The sequence below is a fragment of the Polynucleobacter aenigmaticus genome, from assembly GCF_002206635.1.
In the GTDB taxonomy this organism is placed as follows: Bacteria; Pseudomonadota; Gammaproteobacteria; order Burkholderiales; family Burkholderiaceae; genus Polynucleobacter; species Polynucleobacter aenigmaticus.
The window spans coordinates 276,733-295,822 of record NZ_NGUO01000002.1 but is presented as its reverse complement, the minus strand read 5'-3'; the positions used below and the strand labels follow the sequence as shown (position 1 = coordinate 295,822).

The window sequence follows — 19,090 nt, the reverse complement described above, 5'->3', positions numbered from 1 at the left end:
TAGAAATACCAAATTATTGCAACTTAATTTCGACGTCCACACCTGCTGGAAGGTCTAATTTCATCAAAGCATCTACTGTTTTCTCTGTAGGATCAATGATGTCCATCAAACGTAGATGAGTACGAATCTCTAACTGATCGCGTGATGTCTTGTTCACGTGTGGTGAACGCAAGATGTCAAAACGCTCAATACGCGTTGGCAAAGGTACTGGACCCTTAACAACTGCACCAGTACGCTTAGCTGTATCAACGATTTCAGCTGCAGACTGGTCGATCAAACGGTAATCAAATGCTTTAAGACGAATACGAATTTTTTGGTTTTGCATATTAATTCCAAAGAGCGTTGCGGTGCTGCCGCGTTATGTTTCTAAAGAGCACGGTGACATCTGCAGCACAGACGTCACCGGTTAGCAAACCGCTAAATTTTTTTACTAATTAATACTTAAAACTTAAGCCAAAATCTTTGCAACCACGCCGGCGCCAACAGTACGGCCACCTTCACGGATCGCAAAACGTAAACCTTCTTCCATCGCGATTGGTGCGATGAGTTTTACGGTAATTGTGACGTTATCACCAGGCATCACCATTTCTTTGTCTTTTGGCAACTCGATTGAACCAGTCACGTCCGTTGTGCGGAAGTAGAACTGTGGGCGATAGTTGTTAAAGAATGGAGTATGACGGCCACCTTCGTCTTTACCCAAGATGTAAACCTCGGCAGTAAAGTGAGTATGTGGAGTGATTGAACCTGGCTTAGCCAATACTTGGCCGCGCTCAACTTCTTCACGTTTTGTACCGCGTAACAAGATGCCCACGTTATCGCCTGCTTGACCTTGGTCGAGCAATTTGCGGAACATTTCAACACCAGTACAAGTAGTCTTGATTGTTGGCTTGATACCGATTACTTCGATCTCTTCGCCTACTTTAACGATACCGCGCTCGATACGGCCTGTTACAACAGTACCGCGACCGGAGATAGAGAACACATCTTCTACTGGCATCAAGAACGCACCGTCAATAGCACGCTCTGGAGTTGGGATATAAGTATCTAAAGCATCAGCCAATTTCATGATGGCCTGTGAGCCCATTGGGCCTTCATCGCCTTCAAGTGCTAACTTAGCAGAACCATGAATGATTGGTGTGTCATCGCCTGGGAAGTCGTACTTAGAAAGAAGCTCACGAACTTCCATTTCTACGAGTTCTAACAACTCAGCATCATCCACCATATCGCATTTGTTCAAAAATACGATGATGTATGGAACACCTACTTGGCGTGCCAAGAGGATGTGCTCACGAGTTTGTGGCATTGGGCCGTCAGCTGCAGAGCAAACCAAAATAGCGCCGTCCATTTGGGCAGCACCAGTAATCATGTTCTTAACGTAGTCAGCATGTCCTGGGCAATCCACGTGTGCGTAGTGACGATTCGCTGTCTCATACTCAACGTGTGCAGTATTAATCGTAATACCGCGTGCTTTTTCTTCTGGAGCAGCATCGATCTGATCGTATGCTTTAGCTTCGCCACCAAATGCTTTTGAAAGCACGGTTGCGATTGCTGCTGTCAATGTGGTTTTACCGTGGTCAACGTGACCAATGGTGCCAACGTTTACGTGCGGTTTTGTCCGCTGAAACTTTTCTTTTGCCATTTTTTGTCTGCCTTCTTTAGCTAGTCAATAATCAAAATAATGTGGATAAATTACTTCGCTTTAGCAGCCATGACTGCTTCAGCAACGTTCTTAGGTGCTTCGGTGTAATGCTTAAACTCCATAGTGTAGGTAGCGCGACCTTGGGTCAACGAGCGCAAGCTAGTTGAGTAACCAAACATCTCTGCCAACGGCACTTCAGCGCGAACAATTTTTCCGCCGCCTGGAATGTCATCCATACCTTGCAAAATACCGCGACGTGATGAGAGGTCGCCCATGACGTTACCCATGAAATCTTCTGGTGTTTCTACTTCAACAGCCATCATTGGTTCAAGCAAGACAGGAGATGCTTTACGCATACCATCTTTGAATGCCATTGAGCCCGCCATCTTAAATGCGTTTTCATTGGAATCGACATCATGGTATGACCCGAAGAACAAGGTTGCCTTGATATCTACAACTGGATAACCAGCCAAAATACCCGAGTTCAATGTTTCACGAATTCCTTTTTCTACTGCAGGGATGTATTCACGAGGAACTACACCGCCCTTAATAGCGTCAACGAATTCAAAACCTTTACCTGGAGTTTGTGGCTCCAGCTTTAATACAACGTGACCATACTGACCACGACCGCCGGACTGCTTAACAAACTTACCTTCAACTTCTTCGCAAACTTTGCGAATCGTTTCGCGATAGGCCACTTGTGGCTTACCAACAGTTGCTTCAACACCGAACTCACGACGCATACGGTCAACCAAAATTTCCAAATGGAGCTCGCCCATTCCAGAAATAATTGTTTGGCCAGACTCTTCGTCTGTTTTAACGCGGAATGATGGATCTTCTTGTGCCAAGCGATTCAAAGCAAGACCCATTTTTTCTTGGTCTGGTTTTGTTTTTGGCTCAACTGCTTGAGAAATCACTGGCTCTGGAAATACCATGCGCTCCAAAATTACGATGCTATCTGGATCACACAATGTTTCACCAGTAGTTGCATCTTTCAAGCCAACCGCTGCAGCGATATCGCCTGCGTAAACTTCTTTAATTTCTTCACGTTGGTTCGCATGCATTTGCAATAAACGACCAACACGTTCTTTCTTGCCCTTAATTGGGTTATAGATGGTGTCACCAGACTTCATCATTCCAGAGTAAACGCGGAAGAAAATGAGCTGGCCAACAAATGGGTCAGTCATGATCTTAAATGCTAATGCAGAGAACTTCTCATCATCGGATGCTTTACGCGTTGTAGGGGTTCCATCTTCCAGCTCACAAGGAACTGGTGGAACATCCAATGGTGAAGGCAACAGTTCAACTACTGCATCCAACATCGCCTGAACACCTTTGTTTTTGAAAGCCGTTCCGCACATCATTGGAATGATTTCATTAGCGATAGTGCGCTGACGCAATGCTGCTTTAATTTCTTCTTCGGTGAGCGCTTCGCCGCCGAGATACTTTTCCATCAACTCTTCTGAGCTTTCAGCAGCAGCTTCAAGCATCTTCTCACGCCACTCTTCAGCGGAGGCTTGTAATTCTGCAGGAATATCTTCGTAAGTAAATTTAGTACCTTGTGAAGCCTCATCCCAATAGATGGCCTTCATCTTTACCAAATCCACAACGCCTTTAAAGTTTTCTTCAGCGCCAATAGGAATTTGAATCAAGATGGGGTTGGCCTTCAAACGCAACTTCATCTGGTCGTAGACCTTGAAGAAGTTTGCACCTGTACGGTCCATCTTGTTTACAAATGCTAAACGGGGAACTCGATACTTATTCGCTTGACGCCAAACGGTTTCAGATTGTGGCTGCACACCACCTACAGCACAGTAAACCATGCAAGCACCATCGAGAACGCGCATTGAACGCTCAACTTCAATAGTAAAGTCTACGTGGCCTGGTGTGTCAATGATGTTGATGCGGTGCTCTTGAAAATTACCAGCCATACCCTTCCAGAACGTAGTAGTAGCAGCAGAAGTAATCGTGATACCACGCTCTTGCTCTTGCTCCATCCAGTCCATGGTTGCAGCGCCATCATGCACTTCACCAATTTTGTGATTAACACCGGTGTAGAACAAAACGCGTTCTGTTGTTGTTGTCTTACCTGCGTCAATATGCGCAGAGATGCCGATATTACGGTATCTGTCGATAGGGGTTTTACGTGCCACTGTTGGTACCTTTTCTTTGCTGTGCGATTAGAAGCGGAAATGTGAGAAAGCTTTGTTAGCTTCTGCCATACGGTGAACTTCTTCACGCTTCTTCATTGCTCCGCCGCGACCTTCTGCAGCTTCTAATAATTCATTGGCCAAACGCTGTGCCATCGATTTCTCACCGCGCTTTTTAGCGGCTTCGCGCACCCAGCGCATTGCCAAAGCAGAACGGCGTGACGGGCGAACTTCAACAGGAACCTGGTAGTTAGCGCCGCCAACACGACGGCTTTTCACTTCAACCATTGGCTTAACGTTGCCCATAGCTGTTGAGAAAACTTCGAGTGGCTCTTTGTTTGCTTTTTTCTCGATGTGATCAAAGGCACCGTAAACGATACGCTCTGCAACCGATTTCTTTCCGTCCAACATCAGGACGTTCATGAATTTAGCTACTTCTACATTGCCGAATTTTGGATCAGGCAAGATTTCCCGTTTGGGAACTTCACGACGACGTGGCATAACTACTCCTTCAGTTCAGTTAGGGGCGGCCCACATGGCTCACCCGCTCCGGCCGTCCTACTATCTAGCGATCGAAATACATCAATTGCTAGACGGAACGGCCACTTACTTGTCTTTTAAGTCTGACAAACGAAGACTTACTACAAATACTTTAAGTTGCTATTAAGCAGCTTTCTTAGCGCGCTTTGCACCGTACTTGGAACGTGACTGCTTACGGTCTTTAACACCTTGCAAGTCAAGTGAGCCACGAACAATGTGGTAACGAACGCCTGGCAAATCCTTTACACGACCACCACGGATTAACACTACTGAGTGTTCCTGGAGGTTATGGCCTTCACCACCAATGTATGAAATCACTTCAAAACCATTGGTTAAGCGAACCTTAGCTACTTTACGCAGCGCAGAGTTAGGCTTCTTAGGAGTGGTTGTGTACACACGTGTACATACACCACGGCGCTGCGGGCTGTTTTGCAGCGCAGGGCTCTTGCTTTTAACGATCAGCCGACTTCTTGGCTTGCGTAATAATTGATTAATTGTTGGCATAAAATAGCTCGGTTAGTACTTCTTTGTTGCTTTCTTCAAGAAAATCAATGACTTAGATAATTCCTAGGTCAAAAAGACCCTCTTCTGAATCAGTAGAACTCAGCATTCTAGCCTGGCCAGCCCTTTCCGTCAACCTCAAGGGAAAAAACTGGCCATTTCTGGCCAGAAATACCAAATTAGCTTGGATCTGCCTCCGCAGCAGGAGCAATCACTTCAGCCTCTATTTCTATAGGCATATCGGCCATTGCTTCTTCTTCGGCGGCAATCATTTGAGCGCGATCACGATCAAATTGCTCTCTGACCTTGCGTGCACGGCGATAAGCCAAGCCAGTACCCGCAGGGATCAATCGACCAATAATGACGTTTTCCTTGAGGCCACGGAGTGTATCGGTCTTGCCCATAATCGCGGCTTCGGTCAATACACGGGTGGTTTCTTGAAAAGAAGCCGCTGAAATGAAGCTGTCTGTCGACAAGGATGCTTTAGTAATACCTAGCAACACGTTCTCGAACTGAGCTGGGCGCTTACCTGCCGCAATCACTAAATCGTTAGCGTCATACAGTTTCGAACGCTCAACTTGCTCACCAGTGATGTAGGCAGTATCGCCTCCATCAGTAATTTGCACACGACGCAACATTTGACGCACGATTACTTCAATGTGCTTGTCGTTAATCTTAACGCCCTGCAAACGGTAAACGTCTTGCACTTCATCAACGATGTAGATCGCCAACTCTTCAATACCTCTGAGTGTCAAGATATCGTGTGGATCGGCAGGGCCTTCCACAATCATCTCGCCCTTGTTCACAACTTGACCGTCATGAACGAGAACTTGCTTCTCTTTAGGAATCAAGAATTCATTAGCTTCGCCGTCCATATCGGTAATAACCAAACGTTGCTTACCTTTGGTTTCTTTGCCGAAGGAAACTGTTCCAGTTACTTTGGCCAATACAGCAGCATCTTTTGGTGAACGTGCTTCGAACAATTCAGCAACGCGTGGCAGACCACCAGTAATGTCGCGAGTCTTCTGTGATTCGATTGGAATACGCGCCAATACTTCACCAACTTCAACTTTTTGACCATCCTTAACGGTAATCAAGGCACCCACTTGGAGTCCAATGTTTACTGGATGATCTGTACCAGCAATCATTACTTCTCCGCCCTTGTCATCAACTAAGTTGATCATCGGACGAACGCCTTTGCTAGCAGCACTACGACGCTTACCGTCAATCACCACCAAAGTGGAAAGGCCAGTTACCTCGTCAACCTGCTTAGCAACAGTAACACCCTCTTCAACGTTGTCGAAGCGAGCGATACCAGCATACTCAGAAATGATTGGACGTGTTAGTGGATCCCATGCCGCCAAACTTGCGCCGGCCTTAACTACTGCACCTTCTTTTAACGAGAGGGTTGCACCGTAAGGCACCTTATGACGCTCACGCTCACGACCATTGTCGTCAACGATCAAGGCTTCGCCTGAACGTGAAATCACGATCTGCTCACCCTTAGCATTCTTCACAACACGCATCGTTGCAGAGAACTTCAAAGCACCATTGGACTTGGCTTCAATATTACTTGCAACCAATGCACGTGACGCGGCACCACCGATGTGGAAGGTACGCATAGTCAACTGTGTGCCTGGCTCACCGATGGACTGAGCAGCGATCACACCAACTGCCTCACCAACGTTGACCAAACCACCGCGACCCAAATCACGTCCGTAGCACTTAGCGCACAAGCCGAAGCGAGTTAAGCAAGACAACACTGTGCGAACTTTAACTTCATCAATGCCCAAAGAAACGATTTCATCAACATGATCTTCGTCTAGCAATGTGTCGTTAGTAACAATGATTTCTTGTGTGTCTGGATGAACGACGTCACCGATACATACGCGACCCAAAATACGATCACGCAAGGCTTCGATAATTTCGCCGCCCTCAACAAGCGCCTTCATTGTTACGCCAGAAGTTGCTCCGCAATCATCTTCGATCACCACGAGGTCTTGAGTAACGTCGCACAAACGACGTGTCAAGTAACCTGAGTTTGCTGTCTTCAACGCCGTATCAGCTAGGCCTTTACGAGCACCGTGAGTTGAGATGAAGTACTGCAACACGTTCAAACCTTCACGGAAGTTCGCAGTAATTGGAGTTTCGATAATCGAGCCATCTGGCTTCGCCATCAAACCACGCATACCAGCTAACTGACGAATCTGCGCTGCAGATCCACGCGCACCAGAATCCGCCATCATGTAGATGGAGTTAAAGGATTCTTGGCGTACAGTTTTACCGTTACGGTCGAGTACGTCAACGTGTGACAACTCATCCATCATCGCCTTACCAACTTGGTCACCAGCGGCACCCCAAATATCAACCACGTTGTTATAACGCTCTTGATTGGTTACCAGGCCTGACATGAATTGCTTGTCATACTCCTTAACCTTGTTAGAAGCCTCAGTGATGATGCGCTCTTTAGAGCTTGGGATCAGCATATCGTCGATCGCAACCGAGATACCAGCATTGGTCGCCAAGCGGAAACCAGACTGCAAGAGGCGGTCAGCAAAAATGACGGTTTCACGAAGACCACACTTACGGAATGAAGTATTGATCAAACGTGAGATTTCTTTTTTCTTCAGCGGCTTGTTGATTTCCTCAAAAGTCATACCTTTAGGTAAGATTTCTGACAAGATTGCACGACCAACTGAAGTTTGATAAATCACGGTTCTTTCAGCAAAACGGGCATCGCCCTCTGCTTTCTTGTCGATGATTTCATGCTCAGTGATCCGCACAGCAACGCGGGAAGCCAATTCAACCTGGCCAGCCTCATGTGCACGAATTACTTCAGTGATATTTGCGAAGACCATGCCCTCGCCTTTACCGTTGATCTTGTCACGAGTAGCGTAGTACAGACCCAACACAACGTCCTGTGAAGGCACGATGGATGGCTCGCCGTTAGCTGGGAACAATACGTTGTTCGAAGCCAACATCAATGTACGTGCTTCCATTTGCGCTTCGAGCGACAAAGGAACGTGAACCGCCATTTGGTCACCGTCAAAGTCGGCGTTAAATGCCGCGCAGACTAATGGGTGCAATTGGATCGCCTTGCCTTCAATCAGCATTGGCTCGAAAGCCTGAATACCAAGACGGTGCAATGTAGGCGCACGGTTCAACATGATTGGATGTTCACGAATCACTTCTTCGAGAATATCCCAAACGATTGGAGTCTGACTTTCAACTTCTTTCTTCGCAGCCTTAATAGTGGTTGCAATTCCCAAAGTTTCGAGCTTGTTGAAAATAAATGGCTTGAACAATTCCAAAGCCATCAATTTTGGCAAGCCGCACTGATGCAATTTCAATGTTGGACCAACCACGATGACTGAACGACCAGAGTAGTCAACGCGTTTACCGAGCAAGTTTTGACGGAAACGACCGCTCTTACCTTTAATCATCTCAGCTAAGGACTTGAGGGGACGCTTATTAGCGCCAGTCATAGCCTTACCGCGACGACCGTTATCGAGTAATGAGTCAACCGCTTCTTGCAACATCCGTTTTTCGTTGCGAACGATGATCTCTGGTGCGCGCAACTCTAACAAACGCTTCAAACGGTTGTTACGGTTGATCACACGACGATAGAGATCGTTCAAATCGGAGGTTGCAAAGCGCCCGCCATCCAAGGGCACCAATGGGCGCAACTCTGGTGGCAATACTGGCAACACTTCCATGATCATCCAGTCAGGCTTAATACCTGAAGTCTGGAACGCCTCGAGCACTTTTAAGCGCTTAGCGTATTTCTTGATCTTGGCATCGCTACCAGTAGCTTTTAGGTCAACACGAATAGTCTCTACTTCGCGATCGATATCAATCGAGCGCAAGAGATCACGAATACCTTCAGCGCCCATGATGGCAGTAAATGCACCATCACCATACTCTTCAGTTTTGGCAATGTACTCGTCTTCCGACATGATCTGACCGCGCTTCATTGCGCCTTCAGGTGTCATGCCTTCGTCAACCACTACATATGCTTCAAAGTACAGAACGCGCTCGATATCCCGCAAAGTCATATCAAGAACCATACCCAAACGGGATGGCAATGACTTCAAGAACCAAATGTGCGCTACAGGGGCTGCCAATTCAATGTGGCCCATGCGCTCACGACGTACTTTAGCGAGAGTAACTTCAACACCGCACTTCTCGCAGATGACGCCACGGAACTTTAAGCGCTTGTACTTGCCGCATAAGCACTCATAGTCCTTAGTTGGTCCAAAAATCTTGGCACAGAACAAACCATCACGCTCGGGCTTAAAAGTCCGGTAGTTGATGGTTTCTGGTTTGCGAACTTCACCAAAAGACCATGAGCGGATTTTCTCAGGAGATGCGAGACCAATTTTGATGACATCAAACTGCTCTTCGCCCTGCGTTTGCTTAAATAAATCGAGCAATGCTTTCATATCAGTTGCGCTCCATGTCAATGTCAATACCCAACGAGCGGATTTCTTTTACCAACACGTTGAAGGATTCGGGCATGCCAGCATCAATTGTGTGCTCGCCCTTGACGATGTTTTCGTAAACCTTGGTACGGCCTGCGACGTCATCGGACTTCACTGTCAGCATTTCCTGCAAGACATATGAAGCACCGTATGCTTCGAGGGCCCAAACTTCCATCTCACCAAAGCGCTGTCCACCAAACTGAGCTTTACCGCCCAGTGGTTGTTGCGTTACTAACGAGTAAGGTCCGGTTGAACGTGCATGCATCTTGTCGTCGACCAAATGGTGGAGTTTCAAGACGTGCATTACGCCAACAGTCACTGGACGCTCAAACTGATCACCAGTACGACCATCGCACAGAATCATTTGCTGACGTGATGGTGTCATCTTCAAAGAAGTCGCTACTTCTTCTGGATATGCCAACTCGAGCATGCGGCTGATTTCTGCCTCTGTAGCACCGTCAAATACTGGCGTCGCAAATGGTAAGCCTTGGCGTAAATTCTCAGCCAAAACAGTAATTTGCTCATCAGTGAAGTTGTCGATGTCTTCAATACGACCGGTTTCGTTGTAAAGCTGCTTCATGAACTTACGGAGTTCAGCTTGCTTGACTTGTTGGCGAACCATCTCGTCAATGCGCTTACCAATACCCTGAGCCGCCCAACCTAAATGGGTTTCCAAGATCTGACCTACGTTCATACGAGAAGGAACACCCAACGGGTTCAAAACGATATCAACGGGACGTCCATCCGCCATAAATGGCATATCTTCGGCAGGGGCAATTTTAGAAACCACACCTTTGTTACCGTGACGACCGGCCATCTTGTCACCAGGCTGCAGACGACGCTTAACGGCTAAGTACACCTTCACCATCTTCGTTACGCCAGGTTGCAAATCATCACCCTGGGTAAGCTTAGTGCGCTTCTCTTCAAAAGCCTCGTCAAACTGCTTACGCTTCGCTTCGATAGAAGATTTAATCGCTTCAACTTGTGAAGCAACTTCCTCATCCGCTGGACGCACATCGAACCAATGGTATTTATCCAAGTCAGCAAGGTATTCCTTGTCGATCTTAGTGCCCTTAGCTAACTTCTTAGGACCGCCATTGGCAACTTTGCCAATCAACAGTTTTTCTAAGCGCATGAAGGCATCGCCCTCAACAATACGCAGCTGGTCATTTAAATCTAAACGATAGCGTTGTAATTCTTCTTGAATAATCGCTTGTGCACGTGCATCGCGCTCAATACCTTCACGGGTGAAGACTTGAACATCAATCACTGTACCAATCATTCCTGATGGAACACGCAAAGAAGTATCTTTAACGTCAGATGCTTTTTCACCGAAGATCGCACGGAGGAGCTTCTCTTCTGGAGTGAGAGTAGTCTCGCCCTTTGGAGTTACCTTACCAACCAATACGTCGCCAGCTTCAACTTCAGCACCAATGTAAACAATACCGCTCTCATCCAAACGGGAGAGTTGTGACTCAGCCAAGTTGGAGATATCGCGAGTAATTTCTTCTGAACCAAGTTTGGTGTCGCGCGCTACAACCGATAACTCCTCAATATGAATAGAGGTGTAACGGTCATCAGCAACTACCTTCTCTGAGATCAAGATTGAATCTTCGAAGTTATAACCGTTCCATGGCATAAATGCCACAGTCATGTTTTGACCCAAAGCTAATTCACCCAAATCGGTAGAAGCGCCGTCAGCAACTACGTCGCCACGTACTACGCGATCACCAGCCTGAACGATTGGACGTTGGTTGATGTTCGTGTTTTGATTTGAACGGGTGTACTTGATGAGGTTATAAATATCCACACCAACTTCACCAGCAGCAGTTTCATCATCGTTTACACGAATCACCACACGGTTTGCATCGACATAGTCAACGATACCGCCACGGGACGCCAAAATAACAGTGCCGGAGTCAACCGCAACAATACGCTCTAAACCTGTACCAACCAATGGCTTATCTGGACGCAAGCAAGGAACCGCTTGACGCTGCATGTTCGCACCCATCAAGGCACGGTTCGCATCATCGTGCTCCAAGAATGGAACGAGCGAAGCAGCAGCAGAAACGATCTGGCTAGGAGCAACGTCAATGAAATCGATACGCTCTGGGCTAACCATCATGGTCTCACCAGCTTGACGTGCTGAAACCAATTCATCAGCCAGTTTGCCAGTCTTATCGATTGTCGCGTTAGCTTGAGCAATGATGTACTTCGCCTCTTCAATAGCGGAGAGATACATTACTTCGTCGCTCACTTTGCTATTAGCAACTTTACGATATGGTGTCTCCAAGAAACCATGCTCATTCAAACGCGCAAACAACGCGAGTGAGTTGATCAGACCAATGTTTGGTCCTTCTGGAGTTTCAATTGGACAAACACGACCGTAGTGAGTTGGATGCACGTCGCGCACTTCGAAACCTGCGCGCTCGCGAGTTAAACCACCAGGTCCTAGAGCAGAAATACGACGCTTGTGCGTGATCTCCGACAATGGATTGGTTTGGTCCATAAACTGGGACAGCTGTGAAGAACCGAAGAACTCACGAATCGCTGAAGAGATTGGCTTGCTGTTAATCAAATCATGCGGCATGAGGTTTTCTGTTTCGGCCTGGCCGAGACGTTCTTTAACCGCACGCTCTACACGTGACAAACCAGCACGGAATTGATTCTCTGCCAACTCACCAACGCAACGTACACGACGATTACCTAAGTGATCGATATCATCGACTTCGCCTTTGCCGTTACGCAAGTCAACGAGAGACTTAATGGTATCGAGGATATCTTCATCCGACAAAACCATTTTGCCTTCCATCTCTGCACGACCGAGACGGCTGTTCACTTTCATACGACCAACGCGAGATAAATCGTAGCTATCTTCGTTGTAGAACAGGCGCTGGAATAAGGCTTCAACAGCATCTTCTGTTGGAGGCTCGCCAGGACGCATCATGCGGTAGATAGCAATACGAGCAGCCATCTGATCAGCAGTTTCATCAGTACGCAATGTCTGAGAAATATACGCACCAGAATCTAAATCATTGGTGTAAATGGTTTCCAATTGCTTGATGCCAGCATCACGCAATGTAGCCAACAACTCCTCAGTGATTTCATCATTAGCGTAAGCCAAGATTTCACCAGAGTCTGGATCAATGATGTTAAGTGCTACTACGCGACCAACCAAGTAGTCATCAGGAACAACGATGTTCTTAGTTTTAGCAGCCTCGAGTTCACGAATATGTTTTGCATTAATGCGCTTGTCTTTTTGAATGACTACTACGCCATTCTTGTCGAGCACATCAAAGTTAGCCATTTGACCGCGCAAACGCTCTGGTACAAATTCCATTGATGCGCCATTTGCGCTCAATGAGAAATGATCAAAGTTAAAGAAGTTTGCAAGAATCTGTTCGTTATTTAAGCCAATTGCTTTAAGCAAAATGGTGACGGGCATCTTGCGACGACGGTCAACACGGAAATACAGAATATCTTTTGGATCAAACTCGAAATCGAGCCATGAACCACGGTAAGGAATGATGCGCGCTGAGAACAGCAGCTTACCTGAGCTATGTGTTTTGCCCTTGTCATGTTCAAAGAACACGCCTGGGGAACGGTGCAACTGAGACACGATCACGCGCTCAGTACCATTAATAACAAAAGATCCGTTATCTGTCATGAGTGGAATTTCACCCATGTAGACTTCGCTCTCTTTTACCTCTTTTACCTTAGTAGGCGCTTCGCGATCATAAATAATCAAGCGAACTTTTGCGCGTAAGGCTGAGTGGTATGTATAACCGCGCTGTTGACATTCTTTTACGTCAAACGGCGGTTGTGCCAACTGGTATGACACATATTCCATGCGTGCATAGCCGTTGTTCGACACAATTGGGAATGCTGATGTAAAGGCAGCTTGAAGTCCCTCTGTAAGACGGGACATTGCTGGCTTTTCAGCCTGTAAAAATTTAGCGTAGGATTCCAGCTGCGTTGCGATCAGGTATGGAACCTGATGATTATTTACTCGCTTAGCAAAGCTTTTACGGACTCGCTTGCGTTCGGTGAAGCTGTAGTTCATTTCATCTCCGAATTCAGCGACTGTACAAAGATTTGGCGATTGGCCACTACCAATCACTGGCGGACAACACTAAATCGAAAGATTCAGTGTCCGACCAAACTTGCATTCTGCAGTCGTATCAGAAGGCAAACCCGATTTCAATCAGAAATGAAATCGGGTTTGACCACTAATGGTCAAACCCAACAGGGCTAGCACTCCTTTTTGAGGAGCGCTAACGGAGTTTGTATTACTTGATTTCTGACTTAGCGCCTGCGTCGTCAAGCTTTTTCTTAGCTTCTTCAGCAGTCTTTTTATCAACAGCTTCTTTGATTGGCTTTGGTGCGCCATCAACTAAGTCTTTAGCTTCTTTGAGGCCAAGACCAGTAATTTCGCGAACAGCCTTAATTACTGAAACCTTGTTTGCGCCAGCTTCGAGCAAGTTAACAGTAAATTCTGTTTGCTCTTCAGCAGCAGCGCCGCCAGCTGCACCAGCAGGACCAGCAACAGCCATTGCTGCAGCTGAAACGCCAAACTTCTCTTCGAACGCCTTAACCAAGTCGTTCAAATCCATTACGGACATGCTACCTACTGCATCAATGATTTCTTCTTTGGTAATCGCCATTTTTAGCTCCTAATACTTAATAGTTAATCTGTCGCTTATTCAGCGGCAGGGGTTTCGCTTGTTTCTGTTCCAGCTTCTGGGCTTGCTGCTACAGGCTCTGCACTTGCTTCCGGAGCGGCTGTTTCTGCAACTACCTCAGCAACAACTTCTGCTGGGGCTGCTACAACTTCAGCTACTTCTACTACAGGTGCTGCAACTGGAGCAGGTGCTCCCTCTGCTTTTTGAGCTGCTACTGCGCCCAATACGCGAGCCATTGCAGATACTGGGGCCAACATGACACCCAACAACTGTGATAACAACTCGTCGCGGCTTGGAATAGACGCGAGGGATTTAATGCCCGCTACGTCCAACAACTTGCCGTTATATAAGCCAGCAGTAATGACTAACTTGTCTTGAGTCTTAGCAAAGTTCTGCAATACTTTTGCCGAAGCAATTGGATCAGCAGAAATGCCGTAGATCAAGGGGCCAACCATCGAATCAGCAAGAGGCTCAAACTGTGTGCCTTGTGCAGCACGGCGTGCCAATGTGTTCTTCAAAACGCGAAGATATACACCTTGGTCACGTGCGCTAGCACGAAGCTTTGTCAACTGCTCTACTGGAATACCACGGTATTCAGCGAGCACGACTGTTTGAGCTCCAGCCAATTGAGCGCCGACATCAGCAACAATCGCTTTTTTGTCTTGTACATTCAAAGGCACGGTTTAACTCCTAAAAAACCAACTGTTTCCAGTTGGGGTTACACACCAGCGTCTGATCATTTGTCACAAGAAAGTCTTGTGAAATCTTTTCAGGGTCGCCATCTGCGCTGGCTATCACTTACGTAATGATTAAGAATTTATTTCTGAGTAAGCAAATGAATTCACCAACGGTCTTTGATGTTCGACTCTCACTCAAAGAGCGGGAGTCGACCCAAAGTTCTTTTTGCTACAAGCGGATTATTGGGCCGCTTGTATCGATGCTTGGTCTACTCGTACGCCTGCACCCATCGTGCTGCTTACGGCAACCTTCTTTAAATAAATACCCTTAGATGCAGGTGGCTTCGCTTTATTCAAAGCCTCTAGCAATGCGAGCAAGTTTGATTTCAATGCAGCTGGCTCGAATGAACGACGACCAATGGTTGCGTGCACGATACCGGCTTTGTCCACACGGAATTGCACTTGACCAGCTTTTGCATTCTTAACTGCTGTAGCAACGTCAGGAGTAACAGTTCCTACTTTTGGATTTGGCATCAAACCACGTGGGCCCAATACCTGACCTAAAGTACCAACAATCTTCATTGTGTCTGGAGATGCGATCAAGATGTCGAAATCAATCTTGCCGCCTTTAATCTGTTCAGCAAGCTCTTCCATGCCAACGATTTCTGCACCGGCAGCTTTAGCTTGTTCAGCCTTCTCGCCTTGTGCAAAAACAGCTACGCGAACATGCTTACCGGTACCCGCTGGGAGCACAACTGCACCACGCACAACTTGGTCAGATTTCTTAGCATCAATACCCAACTGAACCGCAACATCAATAGACTCATCGAACTTAGCAGTTGCACACTCTTTAACGAGGTTCAATGCTTCTTCTAATGCGTAAAACTTATTGCGATCAACCTTAGTTTCGATTGCTTTTAAACGCTTTGATAATTTAGTCATGATTAGAGACCTTCCACTGTGATGCCCATGGAGCGGGCGCTACCAGCGATTGTTCTTACAGCTGCATCCATATTGGCTGCTGTCAAATCTGGCATTTTTGCTTTAGCAATTTCTTCTGCTTGAGCACGTGTAATTTTTCCTACCTTATCGGTATGGGGACGTGGTGAACCTTTTTCGATCTTCGCAGCCTTCTTAATCATGATCGTCGCTGGAGGCGTCTTCATGATGAATGTGAAGCTCTTATCAGCAAACGCTGTAATCACGACTGGAATTGGAAGGCCTGGTTCCATGCTCTGAGTTTGAGCATTAAACGCCTTACAGAATTCCATAATATTAAGACCGCGTTGACCCAAAGCTGGACCTACGGGAGGTGATGGATTTGCTTTACCTGCAGGGATCTGCAGCTTGATAAAGCCAATGATCTTCTTAGCCATTAATTGCTCCTAAAAGCGCGCCTAACCTCATTAGGAAAGACCGCTGTTGAGTAAACGCATCACTAGTTTTTTGGCTTTCTAGCTCCGCTCCTCGGTTATTGCTAACCACTTAAAACCACTACTTTTGATACAAAACACCACTAAAAATGGTGGTTTTTACATCTTTTCTACTTGACCGAACTCCAACTCAACTGGAGTACCGCGGCCAAAAATTGTAACAGAAACGCGCAATCTTGACTTCTCATAATTGACTTCTTCAATATTGCCGTTGAAATCAATGAATGGGCCTTCTTTAACTCGCACAATCTCACCAACCTCAAATAAGGTCTTAGGCTTCGGTTTATCCACTCCAGCCTGCATTTGATCCATGATTTTTGCTACTTCAGCCGTTGAAATTGGGCTTGGACGGTTTCTAACACCACCAACGAAACCAGTCACTTTTGGCGTGTTTTTCACCAAATGCCAGCTCTCATCAGTCATTTCCATCTCAATCAGGACATAGCCTGGGAAGAAGCGACGCTCAGACACTGACTTGGTGCCAGCTTTGATTTCAACAACTTCTTCGGATGGAACCAAAATACGGCCAAATTTTTCGGGCATGCCAGAGCGAGCAATTCGCTCTTCTAATCCTCTTTTAACGCTTTTTTCCATGCCAGAATAAGCATGAATTACGTACCAGCGCATATTGCCAGTAGCTTGTGGGTTTACGGCCAATTCAGAATCAATCATTTTTCTTACTCACTTCCAGCCTAGAAAGGCTGAAAAAACTAGCCATTCAATTAATTTGTCTGCAATCCACAAAAACAGGGACATGATCAAGACAAAGCCAAATACGACTAGAGTCATTTGGGTGGTCTCTTTACGAGTTGGCCAAACAACCTTTTTTACTTCATACCAAGAATCTTTTGCATAGGCGATAAAACGACGCCCATCCGGTGAAATTGCCACAATCAGAACTGCAGCAATAATGCCGCCAAACATTACAGCCAATCTGAGCAATAAAGATTGGTCGGCTAACGTGTAGTAAAGAACTAACGCTGCAACGACAATGAGAGCAGCGAGTCCGGAGACCCAACTGCTCTTTTGTTCAGAGTGACTTGCTGTATGTTGAGACATATTACTTTCAGTTCAAATCGTGGCAGGGGCGGAGGGCATCGAACCCCCAACCTTTGGTTTTGGAGACCAACGCTCTGCCAATTGAGCTACACCCCTTTATTAAAAAACTTAAGCCAAAATCTTTGCAACCACGCCGGCGCCAACAGTACGGCCACCTTCACGGATCGCAAAACGTAAACCTTCTTCCATCGCGATTGGTGCGATGAGTTTTACGGTAATTGTGACGTTATCACCAGGCATCACCATTTCTTTGTCTTTTGGCAACTCGATTGAACCAGTCACGTCCGTTGTGCGGAAGTAGAACTGTGGGCGATAGTTGTTAAAGAATGGAGTATGACGGCCACCTTCGTCTTTACCCAAGATGTAAACCTCGGCAGTAAAGTGAGTATGTGGAGTGATTGAACCTGGCTTAGCCAATACTTGGCCGCGCTCAACTTCTTCACGTTTTGTACCGCGTAACAAGATGCCCACGTTATCGCCTGCTTGACCTTGGTCGAGCAATTTGCGGAACATTTCAACACCAGTACAAGTAGTCTTGATTGTTGGCTTGATACCGATTACTTCGATCTCTTCGCCTACTTTAACGATACCGCGCTCGATACGGCCTGTTACAACAGTACCGCGACCGGAGATAGAGAACACATCTTCTACTGGCATCAAGAACGCACCGTCAATAGCACGCTCTGGAGTTGGGATATAAGTATCTAAAGCATCAGCCAATTTCATGATGGCCTGTGAGCCCATTGGGCCTTCATCGCCTTCAAGTGCTAACTTAGCAGAACCATGAATGATTGGTGTGTCATCGCCTGGGAAGTCGTACTTAGAAAGAAGCTCACGAACTTCCATTTCTACGAGTTCTAACAACTCAGCATCATCCACCATATCGCATTTGTTCAAAAATACGATGATGTATGGAACACCTACTTGGCGTGCCAAGAGGATGTGCTCACGAGTTTGTGGCATTGGGCCGTCAGCTGCAGAGCAAACCAAAATAGCGCCGTCCATTTGGGCAGCACCAGTAATCATGTTCTTAACGTAGTCAGCATGTCCTGGGCAATCCACGTGTGCGTAGTGACGATTCGCTGTCTCATACTCAACGTGTGCAGTATTAATCGTAATACCGCGTGCTTTTTCTTCTGGAGCAGCATCGATCTGATCGTATGCTTTAGCTTCGCCACCAAATGCTTTTGAAAGCACGGTTGCGATTGCTGCTGTCAATGTGGTTTTACCGTGGTCAACGTGACCAATGGTGCCAACGTTTACGTGCGGTTTTGTCCGCTGAAACTTTTCTTTTGCCATTTTTTGTCTGCCTTTAGTTAACTCTTAAACCAACACACGAAATTAAAATTAATGCTAATTAAGCCTGGTGCCCATGGGCAGGATCGAACTGCCGACCTCTCCCTTACCAAGGGAGTGCTCTACCACTGAGCCACATGGGCAAAAACAAATGCCACTAAATCTGGAGCGGGATAAGAGAATCGAACTCTTGACCGAAGATTGGAAATCTGCTGTTTTACCATTAAACTAATCCCGCACATCTCTGGTGGAGGGGGTAGGATTCGAACCTACGTAGGCATAGCCAACAGATTTACAGTCTGCCTCCTTTAGCCGCTCGGACACCCCTCCGCGAACCCAATATTCTGACTCCAAATGGAGTTTCTGTCAATATCTAAAAATCTCAAAACGCTTTGCACAAGTAAAAACGCCCAGACCTAAGAGGGTCTGGGCGTCGCATTGGTGCCCGGCAGTTACCTACTTTCACACGGGTAATCCGCACTATCATCGGCGTAAAGTCGTTTCACTGTCCTGTTCGGGATGGGAAGGAGTGGTTCCAACTTGCTATGGTCACCGGGCGTAGAGGGTCGAACTGTTGATAAATCAACAGTTCTATTTGAGTAAGCATGTAATTAAGGATGCAGATTAAATCT

13 protein-coding genes, 4 tRNA genes, 1 rRNA gene and 1 pseudogene are annotated in these 19,090 nt (G+C 46.6%); all 19 read right to left on the bottom strand.

The features are described 5' to 3' along the window. Positions 1–13 precede the first annotated feature (13 nt). The 19 genes and pseudogenes from rpsJ to rrf all read right to left on the bottom strand — a co-directional run bounded on the left by rpsJ (position 14) and on the right by rrf (position 19,015). Complete coding sequence (rpsJ, locus tag CBI30_RS02130) at positions 14–325, bottom strand: 30S ribosomal protein S10 (RefSeq protein ID WP_088526672.1); 312 nt, start codon at positions 323–325, stop codon at positions 14–16. A 123-nt stretch (positions 326–448) separates the two neighbouring features. Next, the gene (gene tuf / locus CBI30_RS02125) at positions 449–1,639 is read right to left on the bottom strand and encodes an elongation factor Tu (RefSeq protein WP_088526662.1); all 1,191 of its coding nucleotides are present in this window, start codon (positions 1,637–1,639) and stop codon (positions 449–451) included. A gap of 50 nt (positions 1,640–1,689) precedes the next feature. Beyond that, on the bottom strand, positions 1,690–3,792 hold the full coding sequence (gene fusA / locus CBI30_RS02120) for an elongation factor G (RefSeq protein ID WP_088526671.1): 2,103 nt from the start codon (positions 3,790–3,792) through the stop codon (positions 1,690–1,692). Positions 3,793–3,819: 27 nt separating this feature from the next. Next, entirely contained in the window at positions 3,820–4,290 is a 471-nt protein-coding gene (gene rpsG / locus CBI30_RS02115; protein WP_015420229.1) for a 30S ribosomal protein S7, read from the bottom strand. 162 nt (positions 4,291–4,452) lie between these two features. Then, the gene (gene rpsL, locus CBI30_RS02110; protein WP_076024542.1) at positions 4,453–4,833 is read right to left on the bottom strand and encodes a 30S ribosomal protein S12; all 381 of its coding nucleotides are present in this window, start codon (positions 4,831–4,833) and stop codon (positions 4,453–4,455) included. A 176-nt stretch (positions 4,834–5,009) separates the two neighbouring features. After that, a complete protein-coding gene (gene rpoC / locus CBI30_RS02105; protein ID WP_088526670.1) occupies positions 5,010–9,272 on the bottom strand; it encodes a DNA-directed RNA polymerase subunit beta' in 4,263 nt (1,420 codons plus the stop codon). Position 9,273: 1 nt separating this feature from the next. After that, positions 9,274–13,374 (bottom strand): DNA-directed RNA polymerase subunit beta, encoded by a 4,101-nt coding sequence (gene rpoB / locus CBI30_RS02100; RefSeq protein ID WP_088526669.1) that lies wholly within the window; start codon positions 13,372–13,374, stop codon positions 9,274–9,276. A gap of 226 nt (positions 13,375–13,600) precedes the next feature. Continuing rightward, positions 13,601–13,975 carry a 50S ribosomal protein L7/L12 gene (gene rplL, locus CBI30_RS02095; protein ID WP_088526668.1) on the bottom strand — a complete coding sequence of 125 codons (375 nt, stop codon included), beginning with the start codon at positions 13,973–13,975 and terminating at the stop codon, positions 13,601–13,603. Positions 13,976–14,160: 185 nt separating this feature from the next. Then, a pseudogene (gene rplJ, locus CBI30_RS02090) lies at positions 14,161–14,673 on the bottom strand (50S ribosomal protein L10); the annotation flags it as partial. A gap of 237 nt (positions 14,674–14,910) precedes the next feature. After that, a complete protein-coding gene (rplA, locus tag CBI30_RS02085) occupies positions 14,911–15,612 on the bottom strand; it encodes a 50S ribosomal protein L1 (protein ID WP_088526666.1) in 702 nt (233 codons plus the stop codon). A 2-nt stretch (positions 15,613–15,614) separates the two neighbouring features. After that, positions 15,615–16,046 carry a 50S ribosomal protein L11 gene (gene rplK, locus CBI30_RS02080; protein ID WP_088526665.1) on the bottom strand — a complete coding sequence of 144 codons (432 nt, stop codon included), beginning with the start codon at positions 16,044–16,046 and terminating at the stop codon, positions 15,615–15,617. Between the two features lie 156 nt (positions 16,047–16,202). Next, a complete protein-coding gene (gene nusG, locus CBI30_RS02075) occupies positions 16,203–16,775 on the bottom strand; it encodes a transcription termination/antitermination protein NusG (RefSeq protein ID WP_088526664.1) in 573 nt (190 codons plus the stop codon). A 9-nt stretch (positions 16,776–16,784) separates the two neighbouring features. Continuing rightward, positions 16,785–17,162 carry a preprotein translocase subunit SecE gene (gene secE, locus CBI30_RS02070; protein ID WP_088526663.1) on the bottom strand — a complete coding sequence of 126 codons (378 nt, stop codon included), beginning with the start codon at positions 17,160–17,162 and terminating at the stop codon, positions 16,785–16,787. Between the two features lie 20 nt (positions 17,163–17,182). Beyond that, positions 17,183–17,258: transfer RNA gene (locus CBI30_RS02065), tRNA-Trp, on the bottom strand. Positions 17,259–17,270: 12 nt separating this feature from the next. Next, the gene (tuf, locus tag CBI30_RS02060) at positions 17,271–18,461 is read right to left on the bottom strand and encodes an elongation factor Tu (protein WP_088526662.1); all 1,191 of its coding nucleotides are present in this window, start codon (positions 18,459–18,461) and stop codon (positions 17,271–17,273) included. A 65-nt stretch (positions 18,462–18,526) separates the two neighbouring features. Beyond that, positions 18,527–18,601: transfer RNA gene (locus tag CBI30_RS02055), tRNA-Thr, on the bottom strand. A 21-nt stretch (positions 18,602–18,622) separates the two neighbouring features. Continuing rightward, positions 18,623–18,696 (bottom strand) — tRNA-Gly (locus tag CBI30_RS02050). Between the two features lie 7 nt (positions 18,697–18,703). Further along, positions 18,704–18,788 (bottom strand) — tRNA-Tyr (locus tag CBI30_RS02045). A gap of 113 nt (positions 18,789–18,901) precedes the next feature. Further along, positions 18,902–19,015, bottom strand: a 5S ribosomal RNA gene (gene rrf / locus CBI30_RS02040). Positions 19,016–19,090: the final 75 nt, after the last annotated feature.